This is a genomic window from Mucilaginibacter sp. UYP27, from assembly GCF_040547175.1.
GTDB lineage: Bacteria > Bacteroidota > Bacteroidia > Sphingobacteriales > Sphingobacteriaceae > Mucilaginibacter.
Genome location: NZ_JBEPPE010000003.1, coordinates 393,888 through 414,042, shown reverse-complemented (window position 1 = coordinate 414,042; position 20,155 = coordinate 393,888). Strand labels below are relative to the sequence as shown.

Annotated in this window: 11 protein-coding genes; 7 read left to right on the top strand and 4 right to left on the bottom strand. The window is 44.6% G+C overall.

Features of this window, described 5'->3' with window-relative positions; genetic code table 11:
• Nucleotides 1–11 precede the first annotated feature (11 nt).
• Nucleotides 12–1,193 carry an AIR synthase related protein gene (locus ABIB39_RS13530; protein ID WP_354430690.1) on the bottom strand — a complete coding sequence of 394 codons (1,182 nt, stop codon included), beginning with the start codon at nt 1,191–1,193 and terminating at the stop codon, nt 12–14.
• A 116-nt stretch (nt 1,194–1,309) separates the two neighbouring features.
• On the opposite strand from ABIB39_RS13530, the gene ABIB39_RS13525 reads away from it, so the two are divergent.
• Nucleotides 1,310–2,713 (top strand): chloride channel protein, encoded by a 1,404-nt coding sequence (locus ABIB39_RS13525; protein ID WP_354430689.1) that lies wholly within the window; start codon nt 1,310–1,312, stop codon nt 2,711–2,713.
• A gap of 120 nt (nt 2,714–2,833) precedes the next feature.
• Here ABIB39_RS13525 and ABIB39_RS13520 read toward each other — a convergent pair whose 3' ends face one another.
• Complete coding sequence (locus tag ABIB39_RS13520; RefSeq protein WP_354430688.1) at nt 2,834–5,008, bottom strand: glutamine synthetase III family protein; 2,175 nt, start codon at nt 5,006–5,008, stop codon at nt 2,834–2,836.
• 541 nt (nt 5,009–5,549) lie between these two features.
• Between ABIB39_RS13520 and ABIB39_RS13515 the strand changes: the two genes are divergently transcribed.
• The 5 genes from ABIB39_RS13515 to gloA2 all read left to right on the top strand — a co-directional run bounded on the left by ABIB39_RS13515 (nt 5,550) and on the right by gloA2 (nt 11,107).
• Nucleotides 5,550–6,608, top strand: a complete 1,059-nt coding sequence (locus ABIB39_RS13515; RefSeq protein WP_354430687.1) for an outer membrane beta-barrel protein — start codon at nt 5,550–5,552, stop codon at nt 6,606–6,608.
• Between the two features lie 71 nt (nt 6,609–6,679).
• Nucleotides 6,680–7,261 (top strand): DUF4468 domain-containing protein, encoded by a 582-nt coding sequence (locus ABIB39_RS13510; protein WP_354430686.1) that lies wholly within the window; start codon nt 6,680–6,682, stop codon nt 7,259–7,261.
• A 175-nt stretch (nt 7,262–7,436) separates the two neighbouring features.
• Entirely contained in the window at nt 7,437–8,258 is an 822-nt protein-coding gene (locus ABIB39_RS13505) for an energy transducer TonB (RefSeq protein ID WP_354430685.1), read from the top strand.
• A gap of 229 nt (nt 8,259–8,487) precedes the next feature.
• Nucleotides 8,488–10,713, top strand: coding sequence for a phosphoribosylformylglycinamidine synthase subunit PurL (gene purL / locus ABIB39_RS13500; RefSeq protein WP_354430684.1), 2,226 nt, complete (start codon nt 8,488–8,490; stop codon nt 10,711–10,713).
• A gap of 1 nt (nt 10,714) precedes the next feature.
• On the top strand, nt 10,715–11,107 hold the full coding sequence (gene gloA2 / locus ABIB39_RS13495) for an SMU1112c/YaeR family gloxylase I-like metalloprotein (RefSeq protein WP_354430683.1): 393 nt from the start codon (nt 10,715–10,717) through the stop codon (nt 11,105–11,107).
• Between the two features lie 111 nt (nt 11,108–11,218).
• Here gloA2 and ABIB39_RS13490 read toward each other — a convergent pair whose 3' ends face one another.
• The gene (locus tag ABIB39_RS13490) at nt 11,219–16,840 is read right to left on the bottom strand and encodes an alpha-2-macroglobulin family protein (RefSeq protein WP_354430682.1); all 5,622 of its coding nucleotides are present in this window, start codon (nt 16,838–16,840) and stop codon (nt 11,219–11,221) included.
• A gap of 124 nt (nt 16,841–16,964) precedes the next feature.
• On the opposite strand from ABIB39_RS13490, the gene ABIB39_RS13485 reads away from it, so the two are divergent.
• Nucleotides 16,965–17,351, top strand: coding sequence for a VOC family protein (locus ABIB39_RS13485; protein WP_354430681.1), 387 nt, complete (start codon nt 16,965–16,967; stop codon nt 17,349–17,351).
• Nucleotides 17,352–17,472: 121 nt separating this feature from the next.
• Here ABIB39_RS13485 and ABIB39_RS13480 read toward each other — a convergent pair whose 3' ends face one another.
• On the bottom strand, nt 17,473–20,103 hold the full coding sequence (locus ABIB39_RS13480) for a non-ribosomal peptide synthetase (RefSeq protein ID WP_354430680.1): 2,631 nt from the start codon (nt 20,101–20,103) through the stop codon (nt 17,473–17,475).
• Between the last annotated feature and the right edge of the window lie 52 nt (nt 20,104–20,155).

The following is a 20,155-nucleotide window of genomic DNA, read 5'->3' as shown; positions in this document are numbered from 1 at the left end:
ATTTTGAAGCCTTAGTTATAAATAAACTCGCCGTAAGGTGATGTTATCGTTACCTGCTTTTTATCGGCGGCTTCTACACGGCCAATAATTTGGGCGTCTACATTAAAGCTCTTTGATATGGCTATTATATCGTCAGCAATCTCTTGCGATACATAAAGTTCCATGCGGTGGCCCATGTTAAATACCTTGTACATTTCCTGCCAACTGGTGTTTGATTCTTCCTGGATCAGTTTAAATAGCGGTGGGATAGGGAACAGGTTATCCTTAATGATATGCAGGTTATCTATAAAGTGCAGCACCTTGGTTTGCGCGCCGCCGCTACAGTGTACCATGCCGTTTACCTGGGCGCGGTATTTATCTAAAATGGTTTTAATGATAGGGGCGTAGGTACGCGTTGCCGATAATACCAATTTACCCGCGGTAATAGTTTCGCCATTGCCGATGTCAATTTTATCGGTAAGGGTTTTGCTGCCACTAAAAACCAAATCCTGCGGAACGGCAGGGTCAAAGCTTTCGCTGTATTTATTGGCGATGGTTTTATTAAATACATCGTGGCGGGCAGATGTTAGGCCGTTTGAGCCCATGCCGCCGTTGTATTCTTTCTCGTAAGTGGCTTGCCCGTATGATGCCAGGCCAACTATCACATCGCCGGGTTTAATGCGGTCGTTTGATATTACATCTGCACGTTTCATGCGGCAGGTAACAGTGCTGTCAACAATGATGGTGCGCACCAGGTCGCCCACATCGGCGGTTTCGCCACCGGTAGAGTAGATGCCGATGCCTGCATCACGCAACTCGGCTAAAATCTCTTCGGTACCATTAATAATGGCTGCAATAACTTCACCTGGTATCAGGTTTTTGTTACGGCCGATGGTTGATGATAGCAGGATGTTGTCTGTAGCGCCCACACAAAGCAGATCGTCCAGGTTCATGATAATGGCATCCTGCGCAATCCCGCGCCATACAGAGATATCGCCGGTCTCTTTCCAGTAGGTGTAAGCTAATGACGATTTTGTACCCGCGCCGTCGGCGTGCATAATGTTGCAATACTCGGGGTCGTTGGTTAAAATATCGGGTACGATTTTGCAGAAAGCCTTTGGGAAGATCCCTTTATCAATGTTTTTAATGGCATTATGTACATCATCTTTTGATGCAGAAACGCCCCGTTGATCGTATCTTTGCGGAGAAGTCATGGGCAAATATACTGCTTAAACACTTTTGTTAGTAATATGATTGCTATCTTTGGGCAAAATCTTGGCTGATATGTATCAAAAGGCCCCTTTTGTATCAACAGTTTACCAAAACGCATATGGCATTTATCTACTGGCTTCGTCTTCATCTAAAAAATACATTTGACAGGATTCGTAATGAAAACCTAAAAAAGAACCTGCTAACAGCTATCCCTTTTTGGATAGCGTCAATAATAACAGGGTTGATAGCCGTTTTATACACTAAGTTGTTTTTAGCAGCCGAAAACTTAACAGCCTATATCATAGGCATGCATACCTGGCTAATATTTATTTTGATGCCGGTTTGTTTTTTAACTGCGTGGTGGTTGGTGCAAAAATTTTCCCCTTATGCAAAAGGCAGTGGGATACCGCAGGTTATGGCATCAATACAAATTATGAGCCCTCAAAATGGCGATAAAGTAAACCGGTTTTTAGGCATCAGGGTTATCATTATAAAAGTAATGTCGAGCTTGGTGATGGCATTAGGGGGCGGCGCGATTGGCAGAGAGGGCCCAACGATACAGATTTCTGCATCGGTATTTAAAATTGTTTATAGCATATTGCCAAAATGGTGGCCAAAAATTGCCAAACGTAATATGATAGTTACCGGGGCTGCCGCTGGGCTTGCCGCCGCATTTAATACTCCACTCGGGGGGATAGTATTTGCTATAGAAGAACTTACAAAAACACACTTTAGTTTTTTTAAGACAGCAATATTCTCATCAGTTATTATAGCCGGATTGTCGGCACAAGCATTATTGGGCCCTTATCTTTACTTGGGTTATCCAAAAATTGATAATTTATCTCCGTTTATATTTTTAGGCGTGGCATTAGTTGCGGTGTTATCTGGATTATTAGGTAGCGGTATGTCAAAAGTTATATTGGTTTTATTTGCATGGAAGGCTAAATTTAAGCTAAATAGGGATCACGTATTGTATGTTTTTGGATGCTCGGCTATAATGGCTTTGTTGGCATTTTTTGTTAGTACCGGGATTTTGGGCTCGGGTAAAGAGTTAATGCAAACTGCCCTTTTTACGCCAGAGAAATATTCGGTTTGGTATATGCCCATACTGCGGATAGCCGGCCCTTTATTGTCGTTTACAACGGGTGCAGCGGGCGGGATTTTTGCACCGGCCCTTGGCGCTGGCGCAAGCGTTGGTGCACTGGTTTCGGGTTGGTTTCATTTGTCAGAAACAAACTCAAACCTGCTAATACTGGCAGGCATGGTTGGGTTTTTAACAGGTGTTACCCGGTCGCCTTTCACGTCGGTTATATTAGTGCTTGAAATGACCGACAGGCACAGCGTTATTTTCCACTTGATATTGGCTGGTATGATAGCCAGTCTTGTATCTATAATTATTGATAAACATTCCCTTTACGATCATCTAAAAACTCAGTATATTAGAGATATCGAAGCTATGGATGCGATATCCAAAAAAGACCCCATAATATTAAAAAGCAATGACGCTATCGGGGAAGTTTAAACCGAATAGGGAAATAATAAATAAATACAGGGAGGTGATTATTAACGAGCATAATCAAGCGGACATTTTCGCGAGATAATATAAAAAGAAACGCCCGGGCAATTTGCCCGGGCGTTTCTTTTATTTAATAAACAACAGCTCCCTAAATTTAGGCAGCGGCCATAACGAATCGTCAACCAACTGCTCCAGTTTATCTACGTGGTAGCGGATGGGTTGAAAATAGCTTTTTACCTTTTCATCGTAATCAATAGCACGCTGGCGCAGGTCTTCAATTTTGTTGGCCAGTTTACGTGCGTTTATCATTTGTTCCACATTGGTTTTGGTGAAGTTGATGTGGCCCGCAATCTGGGTAATGATATCCATCTGCGCCTCGTAGGTTGACGGCTCCATGCCTATATCTTTTAGCCCCTTTACGTTTGCTATTAGCCTCGATTGATACTCGATAGCAGCCGGGATAATAATATTCATTACCAGTTCGCCAATTACACGGGCTTCTATCTGTAACTTCTTGTAAAAGCTATCCAGCAATATTTCGTGGCGTGCATGTGCCTCGCGTTTGGTGAACACACCTGTTTCGGCAAAAAGTATTTCTGCTTTTTCTGATATAAAAGCATCGAGCGCTTTGGGCGTGGTTTTAATGTTAGCTAAGCCGCGTGCTTCCGCTTCCTTTTCCCATTCTTCGCTGTAACCGTTTCCTTCAAAGCGGATGTTGCGCGATTCCTTAATATAGCGTTTAAGGATGGTCATCAAGGCTACGTCTTTTTTCTCTCCCTTTTTGATCAGCTTATCTACGTCTATCTTAAATTTCTTCAGCTGGTCGGCCATGATCAGGTTCAATATTGTCATGGGACTGGCCGAGTTTGCCGACGAACCTACCGCTCGTAATTCAAACTTGTTACCTGTAAAGGCAAATGGAGAGGTACGGTTACGGTCGGTATTGTCTTTCAGGATCTGCGGGATCTTAGGGATACCCTGCCAAAGCGAGTTCTCTTCTTTAATTTTTTTACTCAGGCGCGATGTATCAATCTCATCTAACAACTCACTTAACTGGCTGCCCAAAAAGATAGATATAATAGCAGGAGGGGCCTCATTAGCGCCCAGGCGGTGGTCGTTATTTACCGATGCGATAGATGCACGCAGCAGGTCGGCATGGTCATGCACGGCTTTAATGGTATTAACAAAAAACGTCAGGAACATTAGGTTGTTCTTTGGTGTTTTACCCGGCGATAACAGGTTTTTACCTGTATTGGTTATCAGCGACCAGTTGTTATGTTTGCCGGATCCGTTGATACCGGCGTACGGTTTTTCGTGTAATAATACTTTAAAATGATGGCGGTTAGCTACACGGTCCATAATATCCATCAGTAGCTGGTTATGATCTATAGCCAGGTTGATCTCCTCGTATACCGGGGCGCACTCAAATTGCGATGGCGCAACTTCATTATGGCGGGTTTTTAACGGGATGCCTAATTGCAGGGCCTCTGTCTCCATTTCCTGCATAAAGGCGTAAACCCGTGCCGGTATCGATCCAAAGTAATGATCCTCTAATTGTTGGTTTTTAGCCGACATGTGCCCAAAAAGCGTACGGCCGGTGAGTGACAGATCGGGGCGGGCGTTAAACAATGCCGTATCTACCAAAAAATATTCTTGCTCGATGCCTAAGGATGCATTTACTTTCTCAATGCTTTTATCGAAATAATGGCAAACGTCAACAGCGGCTTTATCTAAAACGCTCAGGGCCTTTAACAACGGTACTTTATAATCAAGTGCTTCGCCCGTGTACGATACAAATACCGTTGGGATGCAAAGCGTGCGGCCTATAATAAAAGCAGGGGATGATGGGTCCCAGGCGGTATAGCCGCGGGCTTCAAAAGTATTACGGATGCCACCACTCGGGAAGCTGGATGCATCCGGCTCCTGTTGTGCCAGGGCGTCACCGCTAAAGCGTTCAATTGCACCGCCATCGCCGGTAGGCTCAAAAAAAGCGTCGTGTTTTTCGGCAGTAGTGCCGGTTAATGGTTGAAACCAGTGGGTGTAGTGGGTGGCACCCTTGCCCATTGCCCATGACCGCATAGATGAGGCCACCTGCTCTGCCATATCGCGGGGGATAGGTACGCCGTTATCTATCGAATCGATAATTACGGTATAAGCATCTTTTGAAAGAAACTCCTTCATTTTTAGCTTATCAAAAACATTTACCCCAAAGTAGTCGGATATTTTGGCTGATGGCAGCTTTGTTTCAGGTATTTCGCGATTTAATACGGCCGCTATGGCCTGAAAACGGATGTTAGGCATGGCAATTATAATTGGTTCAGCCCAAAATTATGAAATCATTTAAAATAGTAGGCCTTTTACAAAGATTTATGTTTCGAACTTAAAAAATCCGATAGCCAGGAAAATAACGAGTAGGAGTTAGCGGCTAAAAAAATATCAATTAAATATTATGATGATTTGCTTATTATGTTTAAATACTCGCTTGTGACCGCCTTAAAAGTCATTTTAATTTCCAAAAGATAAAAAATTAACTTTTTTATTGCGTAAATATGGTTAAAAACCTAATTATATTAATAAAACGTCAATTGATTTAGTTTTTTATTGAAAATAATGTTTGTTTTTTTAATTTTTTTTGATGTATTTAGTAAATAATTAATAGAACGGTAAATTTTTGCCAAAATTTACAATGTTTCGTTAGTTTATTTACATACTTTTTAAATAAATGCAAAAAGTATAGTATTTATATAGACGTTCTTAGCTATGGTTATTGATAATAATACCATACTTATTAGATAAGCAAACAATCAATTAACAATAAATAATCACTAACTAAATCCTTATCATGAAAAAAAGACTTTTACTCTTATCTTTCTTTGCTATTTCAGCTTTAGCAGCCAGTGCGCAGGACACGACCAAGGCCGATCCGCCTCTTATTATCTCGGGTTCGGTTGATACTTATTACAAGTACGATTTTTCTAAACATAGTAATATCCCTACCAGTTTCGCATCAGACAATAACTCTATATCGGTTGGTATGATAGATTTGGCTTTAAAGAAAAAAGTAGGTAAAGCTTCATTTGTAGGCGAATTGTCTTTCGGCCCGCGTGGCCAGGCACAATCTATCCCTACAGCTGCGGGTACTTATGACGAAACTAACAACAGTTTCCACATCCAGAATTTATATGTATCGTATGATGTAACAGATAAATTCAATTTAACAGGTGGTTATATGGCAACCTTTATGGGTTACGAAGTAATTAGCCCTGTGGGTAACTTTAATTACTCAACTTCGTACCTGTTTACAAATGGCCCGTTCCAAAACCCCGGCTTTAAAGCAACTTATGCATTTACAAGCAAGGTTAGCTTAATGGCGGGTATTTTTAACGATAGCTGGAACTATTATACTTCTGTAAACCAGGTAAATACTTTCGGTGCACAGTTAATGGTAGCCCCTGTTAAAGGCTGGACGGCCTATTTAAACGTTTTAAGCGGTAAGCTATCAGGCACCGAGTTTGATTTAACAACCAGCTACCAAATTACCGATGCCTTTAAGTTAGGCCTGAACGCGGCTACATTTAAACCCGCCGAGGCAGTTGGTACAGGCGGCTTTACAGGCGTTGCCTTATACCCGCAATTGGCTGTATCTAAAGATGTAACCTTCGGCTTAAGAGGCGAATATTTTAAAACTAAAACAGGTAGCTATACAACTTTGGGCCCATCACCGGGCAACTCGGTGTTTGCCACAACTGTAACTGCTAACATTAAAGCCGGCCCGCTTACTGTTATCCCCGAATTTAGGTTAGATAACAATAAAGAGATCAATGATGGCTTTATAAATAAAAGCGGCGCTCCAACTAAAAATGCATCACAATTTGTACTTGCTGCGGTATACGCATTCTAATTATTAGATTTCAAACGATCTGATTTTATCTAAGCCATCCGTATAACCTGCGGATGGCTTATCTTTATAACATGAAAAAAATATTCTTTAGCCTGGTTTGTTTGTTTTGCGTGCAGGTAGCATCGGCACAAAAAGATTCGTTAGCTTTTGACGAAGGCAACAATTACATCTATTACCGGGTTATTGATAAACCTGCCGTAACTGCTGATACCTTATATAACAGGGCATGGGCTTTTGCAACTTCTTTTAATAAAGCTACAAGGCCCTCCAAAGGGCAAGCCGCGAGTACGCTGAATATATCTGGCAAGCTTTTGGTGTACAACGGCGTATCATTAATTCGTAAGGAGGGCGGCGAGGTAAGCTACACGTTAAACATCCAAACTAAAGATAGCCGCTACCGTTACCGCATCAGTAATTTTATATTTAAACCCTACCAGCGCGACCGATTTGGCAATATGGTACCCATTCCCGGGGTAGAAGTTCCGTTGGAGAAAATGGAAGCCAAATACGGCAAAAAAGAAACTGAAACTTACCTCGATCAAATTGCCGCTTTCGGTGCCAGTACAGGTGCAAAACTTAAAGCAGCTATGGATAAACTGCCTGCAACAGTGAAAACCGAGCCTGTTAAAAAGATCTCAACCCAAAACTGGTAAGCACCCGTCATCACATTGCTCTATCTTAACCAAATATAATTTGTAATAAACTGTTATTTGCAATATAAAAATTGTATTTAATAGGATATTCAATTCATTAATTTGTAAAAATTAAAATAAATACAATATATTATTTGGCAAATGCGTTAATTAGTAAAATAAAATTTTAAACGCTATGCTAAACACAAAACTTAATTTATACAATCCCGATTGGATCGAGCTTGTATTTGCCAACAGGAACAAATCTTATGGCGCTTTCGAACTGAGGCAACATTACGGGAGCACAATGGTAAAGGCTATGTTAATAGCGTTTACAACAATTGTTACTGCCGCCGCATCCTACACTTACATCGTTGGTAAAACGCCGGGAGAAATTATCAAAACCACGACAGTGACTTTGGCTGATCCACCAACCATTATGCAACCGCCCAAAAAAATTGAACCGCCGGTTAAGGCTTCATCACCTGCAAAGCAAATGCCTGCCGCCCCAACCAAGCTGTTTTTGACGCCGGTTGTAACCAATACCCCTGTTACCACTGATCCACCCAAAATAACTGAACTTACCGGAGAAATAGGGCCTAAAACTACCGAAGGTAAAGGTACAATGCCGCAAATTGAAGACCCTGCACCAGTTACCGGTGGTACAGGTATTGCCCCGGTAGAGGATAAGACCGTTCACGATACCTTTGGCCTTGAGTTTATGCCAGAACCAATTGGCGGCAATGCGGCATGGAGCAAATTCCTAAGTAAAAATCTGCACTTTCCCGCCCAGGCACAGGAAGCCGGTAAAGGCGGAAGGGTAATCGTTAGTTTTGTAATAGAAAAAGACGGCCACCTAACCGATATAACCATTATTAAAGGGGCCGGGTATGGTATGGATGAAGAAGCTTTGCGTGTATTAAAGCTTGCCAAGCCGTGGAAGCCAGGGATGCAGAACAAATCGGCAGTAAGGGTTAGGTACACCATTCCGTTAAACTTCCAGATGAATGAAGAATAAAGTAGTGTTGTGAGAAAGATAGTGATTTGTGGTAAATGTGTTTTAATGGCAATGGATCATATCCATCGCCATTTTTTATGATTTATAATTATAATTTAAACATTACCGGCTTTTACCTTTAGCATTCGCCATTTACCCTTATTCCTGCGGCCTTTTAAGTCCTTTTTCCTTTCGTGCTTTGCGCTTTTTTCCTAATTTTGCGCATCCTTTCAACATAAACAACAACACATTGGAGAACCAGGAATTAACCACCGTTGAAACCGCCCGCGATCTGGGACTTTTACCCGAAGAATATACACGTATACAAGAGATAATGGGCCGCGTACCCAACTTTACCGAGCTTTCGATATTCGCGGTAATGTGGAGCGAGCACTGTTCATACAAAAATTCTATCACCTGGCTAAAAACGCTTCCTAAAGATAGTCCGCGCATGCTGGCCAAAGCAGGCGAGGAAAACGCAGGGCTGGTTGACCTTGGCGACGGCATAGGATGTGCCTTTAAAATTGAATCACATAATCACCCATCAGCACTTGAACCATACCAGGGCGCTGCAACAGGTGTGGGCGGTATCAACCGCGATATTTTCACGATGGGTGCAAGGCCTATCGCGCAAATGAACTCCTTACGCTTTGGCGACCTTAGTTTGGATAAAACCAAATGGCTGGTTAAAGGCGTCGTAAAAGGCATCAGCCATTACGGTAATGCCTTTGGCATCCCTACCGTTGGCGGCGAGCTTTTCTTTGATGAGTGCTACAACGTTAATCCTTTGGTAAACGCTTTCTCGGCAGGTATTGTTAAGGCCGGCGAAACCGTTTCTGCTACGTCATACGGTGTTGGCAATCCGGTTTACATTGTTGGTTCTGCCACTGGTAAAGATGGTATCCACGGCGCGGCATTCGCTTCAAAAGATATCACTAAAGATTCTGTAAACGATTTGCCGGCCGTACAGGTAGGCGACCCGTTCCAGGAGAAATTGTTATTAGAAGCTACGCTTGAAGTAATTAAAACCGGTGCCGTCATTGGCATGCAGGATATGGGGGCGGCAGGTATCATCTGCTCTAACTCAGAAATGAGCGCCAAAGGCGAGCATGGTATGATCATCCACCTTGATCGTGTACCGATGCGTCAGGAGAACATGAAACCATACGAGATCTTGCTTTCCGAATCTCAGGAACGCATGCTTATTGTGGTTGAAAAAGGTAAAGAGGCTTTGGTTGAGGCTGTGTTTGATAAATGGGACCTTAACTGCGCTATTATTGGCGAGGTTACCGATACCCAGCGCCTGGAGTACTTTATGAACGGCGTTAAGGTTGCTGATGTGCCAGCCGATGACCTTGTGTTAGGTGGTGGTGCCCCGGTTTACGAACGTGAATATCGCGAGCCTGCTTACTTTGCCGAGAACCAGAAATTTAAAATTGAAGATGTTGCCGAGCCTGCCAACTTAGTTGACGTGGCCGAGCACCTGATAGGCCACGCTAACCTGGCATCGAAACGTTGGGTGACCGACCAGTATGATTCTATGATAGGTACCGCCACCATGACCACCAATCGCCCGAGCGATGCGGCTGTTGTCGCGGTTAAGGATACCGATAAAGCTATTGTTTTAACGTGCGATTGTAACTCGCGCTATGTATATGCCGATCCTCAAAAAGGTACGGCCATTGCCGTTGCCGAAGCAGCACGTAATATTACCTGCGCAGGTGGCGAACCGGTTGCAATAACTAATTGCCTTAACTTTGGTAACCCATACAAGCCGGAAGTTTACTGGCAGTTTGTTGGCGCCATTAAAGGTATGGGCGAAGCTTGTTTGAAATTCGAAACCCCGGTAACAGGTGGCAATGTAAGTTTTTACAACCAATCATCAGATGGTGGATCCGTATTCCCTACGCCAACCATTGGTATGCTGGGTGTGATGGATGATCAATCAAATCTAATGACCCTTGATTTTAAACAACCGGGCGACTTAATTTATATGGTTGGTGCATCACAAAATGATATTGCATCATCGCAGTACCTCGCATCATATCATAAAATATCTAAAGCACCTGCGCCTTATTTTAATATAGATGAGGAATACGCTATGCACCAAGTCGTAAAAGAATTGATAAAGCATAAAGTTGTACAGTCGGCGCATGATGTTGCCGATGGCGGTTTATACATTGCTTTAGTTGAGTCGGCTATGCCAAATGGTTTAGGTTTCGATATCGAAAGCGATAGCAGCGTGCGTAAAGATGCTTTCCTGTTCGGTGAAGCGCAGGGCAGGGTAGTAGTGTCTGTTGCACCCGATGATCAGGAACGTTTTATTGAAATGATGGCCACCAGCGAAATTGAATTTAGCATGCTGGGTACTGTAAATGGTACCGGTAACACAAATATTGATGATGAGCTATTTGGTAACATCACGGACATCAAAATGGTACACAATAACGTATTGCACGTAATTTTAGGCGAATAATATGCTGAAGCTGAACAGGATACATCACATTGCTATCATCTGTTCGGATTATGAGCAGTCTAAACTATTTTACACCGAAGTATTAGGTTTTAAGGTGATCCGCGAGGTTTACCGCGAAGCCCGCAAATCATACAAGCTCGATCTGGAAGTCAACGGACTATACCAGATCGAGCTTTTTTCGTTCCCCGGCCCGCCAACAGCCCGCCCATCCCAACCCGAAGCCCTTGGTCTGCGACATTTGGCTTTCGAGGTGGATAATATAGAAGAATCCGTGTTCCACCTAAACGAATACCAAGTAATAACCGAGCCAATCCGCATAGACGAAACCACCGGCAAACGCTTCACCTTCTTCACCGACCCGGACGGTTTGCCGTTGGAGTTGTATGAGAAGTAAGAAGCGTTATTAAAAGTCGTCATTGCGAGGTACGAAGCAATCTCTACATAGGCAGAGCGGCCCTGTAAAGCAAAGAGATTGCTCCGTGCCTCGCAATAACGTGTGAAAGTATTACTTCACCACTTCAACCCATTGCCCTTTTATCAGTGCGTTAATATCATGGTTATACATGGCTTCGCAATACGCGGCAGGCAGGTAATATTTACCTGCATAGGCGGCGTTCAGCATTACGTAGTAAGTAACCTCTTTACCTTCGGCTAAGCTGAAATAAGTATTCACTCTATCATCGCGAATATCACGGTAATCGGATGGCGATGATTTAAATGCCTCATCATTATTTAGCATGCGGCTATTTAATATTTCCCATCCCGACGGGAAGACTTGCGTTAGCGCTAAATTATCATACCTGCCACGTTTGCCAGGGTTTTTGATGGTTACTTGTGCCACAAAATCGCTGCCTTGTTTAAGAGATGTAGGGTCGATGTTTTTGCCGCCCAAGGTAAAGTACGCTATACGCATCTGCATCACATCGGGGTTCACGTAAGTTTTAACATCCTGCCCGGAGGAAGGTTGCCCTTGCTGTATCAACCTTACATAAAGCTTATTGCTGCCGGTGTTCTTCATGGTAACCTTGCCGCCGTTAGCTGCAAGTTCCTGCTGCCATAAGTATGATGCCGAATTTACATCGCCTTTAGCAGCACCCGCATTGTAGTTGAACGACAATTTGCCGCCGCTTTTGTTTACACCGCAATATTGCGCTATCGCGATGAGCGAATAGGCCGTGGTTTGCGTGCTGTACCAGCTATCCTGCGATAGTTTGGCCGCTACTGATCGCACCATGCCCGATGCCTTTTGCTGCTGGTCCAGCAGGGTAAGGGTTTCCAGTATCATGGCCTCGTCGCGCAAGTCGGAACCGTAAGTACCGTACATGCTGCTGTAAGGTTTGATGGTGGTTGGTAAACCTGCTATCATGCGTAAACCTATCTCTGGTTGGCCTGCCAGTTTGTAAGCGGCCGCCAATCTCCAGCGGGCTTCGACGCTAATGTATTGGTATTCGCGCAGGCGGTTCATCGCACCTAATTCGGGCGAACCAGATAGTGCCAACAAATATAAACGGTATGCCTGCACCAAGTCGGTATAATAGTAATAGCCGTGGATATTGCTGCGTGGATCCGGCGACCAGTTTACGGCTTTTTGTTTTTGATATTTCTTCCATTCGTCGATAAATCCGGATGGCAGGCTATAACCTTTAGCCTGTGCCGAGAGCAGGAAATGCCCGGCATAGTTGGTGCCCCATTCATCGGCCTGGCCGCCATCCGGCCAGTAGCTAAGGCCGCCACCCTGCACCCTGAAGCCGTTCAACCGGTTTATAGCGAGTTTGATGTTACGCTCGCTTTCGGCTTTTTGCCTTGGCGTTAGGTCAAGCAGCTGGCCCAAATACAATTGCGGGAACGCTGCCGACGTGGTTTGTTCCACACATCCATGCGGATAGCTGATAAGATACCCCAAACGTTTAGCCATATTCAACGGCGGGATACTTGATATCTCTAACGATGCTTTATTAGTGCCATTGATACCGATAGCGCTATATGCTGTGTTATAAGATTCGCCTGGTTTGAGCTCTTTCTCTAATATGCGGGTAACAGGTGGGTTAGGGTTACGAACGTTCAGTTCCACATCAAAAGCCGAGGTTTCGTTACCCGATTTGGCAATGATCCTAACTTTGCCTACACCTACAAAATCTTTCACGTTTAAATCGAAGGTTACCAATTGGTCGCCCGGTTTATCAAATTTTACAACTTTGAGGTTGTTGCCTCCCAGGTTGCTAAACGCGTTCGATTGCACCTGCACACTTACCGATTTGATGTTGTTCTCCATCGCGAAAACGGTAACGGGTAGCTGTACACTCTCCGACGGCCCGAGCACGCGCGGCAAGGTTGCTAATATCATCAACGGTTTTTTAACGGCGACTGCTTTTTCTGCTGTTCCGTAAGCGCCGTTATGGCCTGCAATTACCATCGCCTTAACCGAGCCTACATATTGTGGCAGGGTAAATTTGGTGGTTTGCTTGTCGCCGGCAGCCAAATGGAATGGGCCCAGGAATTTCACCACCGGCTTAAACCGGTTTACTGATACATTTTTATTTGTGCCGTTTGTGCCGTCGCCGCCAATACTCAGGATGCGCTCAAGTCCGCCGCCGAAGGCGCCGATTACATAGTCGAACAGGTCCCACGTTTTAACACCCAATGCTTCGCGGGCATAGAATGCCTCGTGCGGGTCTGGTGTCTTGTAATTGGTAATATCCAGCAAGCCTTCATCTACAATAGCAATGGTATAGGTCATTTCCTTGCCCGATGCTTCAGACACTGTAATGGCCGATTGTGTTTCCGGCCTGATCTTATCCGGCATGCTTATCACCGGTTTAAGAATGGTTTCCGGGTCATCAACATTTAGCGGGATGGCACCATACATACGGATAGGCAGATCGTTAACGGTTTGGGCATGGTGTTGTAATAGCGTAACGTTCACGAAAACGTTTGGCGCCATGGTTTCGTCCACCTTAAAGCTGTAGCGCGTTTCGCCTTTTTTTGTATCTATCCAAATGGTTTTTAAAACCTTGCTGCCGTTTTCAAAACTTATCAAAGCACGGCCATCGCCACCTGTAGGGATGGTTAAGGTTGCTTCCTCGCCAACTTTATAATTTGGCTTATCGGATGTAAACGATAGCATAGCAGCCTCGGTAGGGTCGGTGTTCTGCAAACGCTCCGACCAGTTTGGCCAATCAGCATAAATTATTTTACCTGTAGAGTGCCCCGTTTGCGGGTCTTTTATCCGGATAAGGTAACGGCCCCAGTCTGCCTGGTTGATTTTAAGGTTCCATTTGCCTTTACCGTTTTGCAACTGTACGGTTTCGGTTTTGATGAGTTTATTGTAACGGTCTTGCGTAAAGTTGCTTAGCTCGTTACCGGTCTCGTCCCACCACCAGCGCCATTGAATTTTGTACAATTCCACTTCTACGTTGCGTGTACTTGCAAAGCCATGGCCTTTGGTATCAACGTCGGCAATTTCTATTGCGTGTGTTTTATCTGTCACCAGCATGCCGCTCATGTCGCTGCCTTTTGGTGTTTTTACGCCCACGTACCCATCGTAAACATTGTATGGCATACTGGCCTGCTGCAAACTAAAGTTGCCGCCCGGTTCAAATACTTTCACCACAAAGTTGGCACGCAACTGGCCCGGCGCTTGCTTTTCTACATTGATATTGGTGTTAACCGACGCCACACCACTTTCATTAAGTTTACCTTCAAAAACGGTTTGCGTTTGGGTATTAAAGGCAAGGGTGGGGTCGTCAAAGTTATAATCCTCGTAACCCTTAAAGCTAGTTGCTTGCGATGACAGGAAGGCATCAACCTTGGCGTTCAAATTTTGCGCTATACCGCCGAAGAGCCACTGAGCACTCAACGTACCATTTGCACCGCTGCCTTTGGTCAGCTCTGTAGCGCCTCCAAAATCAAGCTTTAACTTGAGGCGGTTTGGCATAATGGTTTCCACCTTTATCTTTTTCTCGAAAGTTGCGCCACCAACTTTTACCCGCGCGTTCCAGTTACCGGTAGGCGAGGAAGTTTCTGTAGCGACGTGGAAACTGTAGAAACCGTCTACGGAGCTTGTACGGGTCATCCGTCGGTATAATTGTCCGTTAGGGTTGTACAGTTCAAACTCAACAGGGTGGTCTGCAGGCAAGGTTTTTAATTTGTCCTCTAAAATAAAGGTTGTAAAGATAGAGTCGCCGGGCCGCCATACACCGCGTTCGCCATAAAGGAAACCTTTGAGACCGTTTTGCACCTGCTCGCCGCCAACATTAAAGCGGGAGAGTGGGAGCGAACTGCCATCGTCCAGTTTTAAATAGCCGCGCTCTTTGCCCTGCTTGGCAACCAACAGGTATGGCTTCCGTTTTAGACTAAAGGTGGCCATCCCGTCACCGTCGGATTTTGTTCTAAAAATTACCTGTTTCTGGTAATCCAACAATTCCAATTCAACCCCGCTCATTGGCTCTGCGCTCAGGATGTTGGTTACGGCAATGGTCATGTTGTTATCATTGCCGCGTTTGGCTATCAGGCCAATGTTTGATGCGATGATATTGCGCGTTGCCCAACGCTGCTTGCTAAAGTATGATTCGGTACATGGGTCGTTACGTTCCTGCCAGTTGTAACCTTCGGGATAGTAGTTATCATATCGCTGCCAAAAGTCGTCGTCTTCGTCGTTTGCCTTGCTTGTGTTATCGCCGGCGTACTCACCACCTTCATCGCCATATTCGTCATCATCGCCGCTTTTGGCAACAAGTTTGCCAGCGCTGCAATTGTACAGCGAGTAATCTTTCCTGAACCCTATAACCACACGGTAAATAGCGCCCGGCTCGGCACGCATCAGCTGGTCAACATCCAGCATAAAGCGGTTTTTCTTGGTCAGGTTAAGACCTTTGTCAGCATCTAAACGAATGGTTTTCTGCACAATAGGCTTACCCACATGGCGCAGTTCGTAGCCACCGTCAAATCCGTTATTCTGGAAATACTGCGGTACGTTATTTTCATAGATCTTAATGATGGTAACATCCACTGCGTTTAAGTTAACTGCTTCGAATGGCATCATCAGTTTACCAGAATCGGGCAGGATCACACCTTTACCCGGTATGGTTACCGCAGGCTCGCGGTTTTCAAAAAACACGTTTGCTGTAAAGGCGGTTTTTATTTTACGGTGATAAATATCTTGCACTCCCTCATTTACAAAAACGCTGAAGTTTCCCTGCATGCGCTCGGGCGCATATACTTTTACAATGCTGCCGTCGATGGTGTATGCGAGGTCGGATGAGTTGTTGATACCGATTAATCCGCTCAGTTCCTGCCCAACCATAATAGGGTCAGAAAATTGTACGGAAACGTACTGGTCATTATCCTGCACGGCTTTTATATCCAGCACTTTGAACTCTCCAAGTGCAGGCACACGAAATTCCTGGTTGCCTTTTTTGTCGATATCCAACTTGTCGCCATCCCAGTTTATGGTAAGCGGGTTGGCGGCTGTTGTACGGGTTATTTTGGTGATTGTAAATTGGTGTGATTTAGTAACCGGGTTGTGCTGCCAGCTTACTTTAACAGGGCTTGTATAATTAACATCGAGCAGTTTTTCTACTGCTACCTGGTCCTCACCGTCAGCAGTTTGTATGTTGCCTGTAAGTTTCATGTTTTGGCCTGATGTAGCGCTCTCGCTTTGCAAGCCCGCGAATGTTATACTAAAATCGGGTTTAATAGTTTGGAAACCGAACTTGAAATGTTCGAAATCATCTTCTACCTTAATGATCTTACCAAGGTTAAAATCGGCAGTGTATTTTTTGTCGATATCCATTGCTGTCGCCGGTCGGAACTCGATGGTACGGTCGTCTATCCAATAGGCTTTACCTTTTACAGATGGAGAAAAATCGAAGATGTCACCTTTAAGTTCCTCGTTTTGCGCATGCGAAACCTGAACCTCGCCGGCCAGTTTTATGCGGATGGTACTTTGCTTGGAAATAACGCCCGTGGTGTACGATTCGATGTATTTGCTGAACTCGGCATCAACTTTTATTTGCTTGTTGCGCTGGTGCTGCCTTGCAAAAAATATGACTAAAGCGATAAGTATCAAAGATATTGATACAATAATCTGTCCCTTTCGTGAACGGAAAAGGTTGGCAAGGTAATTCATATGTGATATGGTAAATGGCTATGAATTTATAAAAATTTCGGCAGAATTATGTACCTGCCAAAATATATTTGCTCACATTTTTACGGTTTTATTTTGATAGGTTTACCTTATCAATCAACCTGTAATGCAAAGCTTTATCATCCCAACATTAAGTGTGAGTAACGGCACTTCCGCTATCGAATTTTACAAAAAGGCCTTTGGTGCAGAAGTAATTACCGGTAATACCGACCCGGATGGTCACACTGTTGCCGAACTATCCGTACAAGGCGCACGCATAGTAGTGGCAGACGCGTCGCCAGATCATGGTAATTTTTCGCCTGAACTTTTGGGTGGGATAAGTGTGCGCATCGGCCTGATGGTTGATGACCCTGATGCCCTTGCGGAACAGGCTATTGGAGCAGGCATAAAAACCGTTTATCCCGTTGCCGATCAGCCTTACGGTTATCGTCTAGGGCATTTCATCGATCCGTATGGACATCATTGGGAAATCGGGAAGCCGTTGAATAGATAAGTCAACATTTCCAGGTATAAAGCAATGTCATTAATTCATTTGTACGCGTCACATAGCGGAACGGCCTAAAGAGATTTCCACGTCGCTATCGCTCATCTCAATGACATGGTAGTGAAAACACCTATTTCCCCTTTGCTGATTTATCCAAACATTCCTGCAATACCTTGGCGAATTGCTTGTCGTTCGGCGGGGCGAAGATGGTGTTGTGTTCGCCGGGGATGTCGTGGACGTTTACGCCTTTAAGAGCAAAGGGTTTCCATCCCAAAAATTTAAAATCGTCCATGTAAAACGTTTTCTTTTTAGCGCGGAAAAGTTCGATAGTCACGTCTACAGGTTCTAAACGGTAATTCTTTTGCGCGGTAAGGCTCCGGTCATGGATCTCATCTGTATAAGCTGAAAAACCTTCTTTTTTCTTCACCTTATCAGGGAAAACCTTTTTAAAGATCTTCTGGATCCTGCGGCCGACTTCGCGGCTTTTATATTCGACAGTACGTTTAGGGTCTTCTAAAAACAATACCGGCGTATAGGCAACCTGTTTCACCAACGTCCAGGTATTATCAATAGTGCGCCTTAATGGCGAGTGGTATTTTTGTGTTTGGTCGGCATAGGTATCAAACATGGCCAGCATCTTCAGGTTTTTACCCAAGGCAAGCATTTGTTTAGCCATTTCGTAGGCAATCAACCCGCCTAATGAATAACCCGCAACAGCATAAGGGCCAATAGGGTCATGGTTGATGATCTCTTCTACGTAGTTAGCGGCAATTTCTTCCATCACATCTAATGGCTCGTCAATTCCATTCAAACCCTTGGCTTGCAGGCCAAAAACCGGTTGTTGGTCGTCCATATTCATAGCAAGGGCATTGAATAAAAGCACATTTAAGCCTGCGCCATGGACAATATAGAGCGGCATTTTATCGCCCTGGGGTTTTATCGGCACCAACGATTCCCAGGTGATGGATTCTGCATCAATCTCTAAACGCGAAGCCAGTTTCTCCACCGTCGAATATTCGAACAGGGTAGCCAGCGGTAAACGTTTACCGGTTTCCTGCTCTAAACGGGCCATTATCTTTACGGCAATTAACGAGCGGCCGCCCAACTGGAAAAAATTATCGAGGATGCTGATCTGGTTTAGCCCCATAAGTTCTTCCCAGATCTCGGTAACCAATTTTTCGTTACTGGTACGCGGGGCAACGTATTTGTCGGAGCGGTTTATATGGCTGTAATCGGGTTTCGGTAAGGCTTTGCGATCTATTTTGCCGTTGGGGGTAGATGGGATTATATCCATCAGCACATAATCATCGGGCATCATATATTCGGGCAATACACCAAGCAGGGCATCGTCCCATTTATCAAGCATGCTTTTTTCTGGGATGCCGGTTTGGCCGGATTCTAAAACAACATAAGCCACTAAACGGGGAATGCCCGGCGTATCTTCGCGGGCAATAACAACGGCTTGTTTGATACCTTCCTGTTTACCAAGGTTATGTTCTATTTCGCCCAATTCGATGCGGTAACCACGCACCTTTACCTGGTGATCTATGCGGCCAAGGTACACAATGTCGCCATCAGGTTTTAGTTTGGCAAGGTCACCGGTTCGATAAATCTTTTCGCCGGGTGTAAAGGGATTGTCGATGAAACGCTCGGCCGTCAATTCTGGGCAGTTTAAATAGCCCCATGCCACGCCAACACCACCTATAAAAATTTCGCCAATCTCGCCGTTGGTAAGGTTGTTCTTCTCCTCGTCAAGGATGTAGATCTGCGTATTATCAACCGGCCAGCCAATGGTAATATCGTTGGGGTCGATAACGTGTTTTATGATCGAATAGATGGTAGTTTCGGTAGGTCCGTAAAGGTTCCACAGCTCTTTACAAAGCGGAATAAGCTTTTCGGTAAGGTCTTTGGCAAGTGCTTCGCCTCCACAAAATACTTTCAATGGTAATGGTTCAGTCCAGCCTACTTCCAGCATCATGCGCCAGGTGTAGGGGGTAGCCTGTAGGATGGTTACTCCCTCGTTGCGGACAATATCCAATAACGCACGGCCGTCCTTCGCCGTGATAGAATCGGCCATAATGATCTGTGCGCCGCTACACAAAGGCAGGTAAATATCTATACCGGCAATGTCAAAAGAAATGGTTGCAACGGCAAGCGTAATATCTTTTGAAGTGATGCCCGGTGTTTTTTGGAAGCTGTACATCAGGTTTACCAAACTGTGATGCGCTATTTGCACACCCTTTGGTTTGCCTGTAGAGCCCGATGTGTAAAGCACATAAGCCAGCTGCTGGCCGGTTACGTTTACCTCCGGATTTTCTGTAGGATGATCTTTTGAAGCGGTCAATGCTTCTTCCATTAAAACCTCGGTGGTATTTGATGCAAAGTGGCCTTTATATTTATTAGACGTAATAAGTATAGTAGCAGCCGAATCATCAAGCATAAACTCGATTCGGTCCTTGGGGTATTCGGGGTCAAGCGGTACATAGGCAGCACCGCTTTTTAGTATAGCTAAAAGTGCTATAACAAGTTCAGTTGAACGATCGAGGGCAATACCGATGATGTCACCGGTTTTAATGCCTTTTTTGATAAGTTCCCGGGCGAGTTGATTGGCAGTATTATTAAGCTGGGTATAGGTAAGCGAGGTGTCGTGAAATTTAAGCGCAACATTATCGGGGTGCTTTACGGCACTCTCCTGGATAAGGCTGTGAAGCGGCTTCTCTTTTGGATAATCTACTGTGGTATTATTTAATACTACTTCCATATTTTATTAAGACCCCTGAGCGGTGTTTTATAAATGATTGCCCTACTTAATG